The sequence below is a fragment of the Streptomyces achromogenes subsp. achromogenes genome (assembly GCF_000720835.1).
Lineage (GTDB): Bacteria > Actinomycetota > Actinomycetes > Streptomycetales > Streptomycetaceae > Streptomyces > Streptomyces achromogenes.
Window position 1 is genome coordinate 1 of record NZ_JODT01000150.1, and the last position, 222, is coordinate 222.

The window sequence follows — 222 nt, forward strand, 5'->3', positions numbered from 1 at the left end:
GTGGTGGAAGTGCAGGTTGCGCAGCCGCTGGAGTGCGGGGTGGCGGCGGCGGATGGTGTTCAGGCGGGTGAGGAGCGGGGCGATGGTCCGGCCCTCGCGCTCGGCGGCCTGCCAGTCGCGGGGGCGCAGCTGGTACTTCTCCGAGTCCAGGTACTCCTCCCCGCTCTCCCTGAGCGGGGTGTTCTCGCACAGTTCGTAGCCGGAGTAGATGCCCCAGGCGGG

Annotated in this window: 1 pseudogene; it reads right to left on the reverse strand. The window is 71.2% G+C overall.

Annotated elements, in window-relative coordinates:
- Nucleotides 1-222, reverse strand: a pseudogene (locus tag IH25_RS38345) (alpha-1,4-glucan--maltose-1-phosphate maltosyltransferase); the annotation flags it as partial.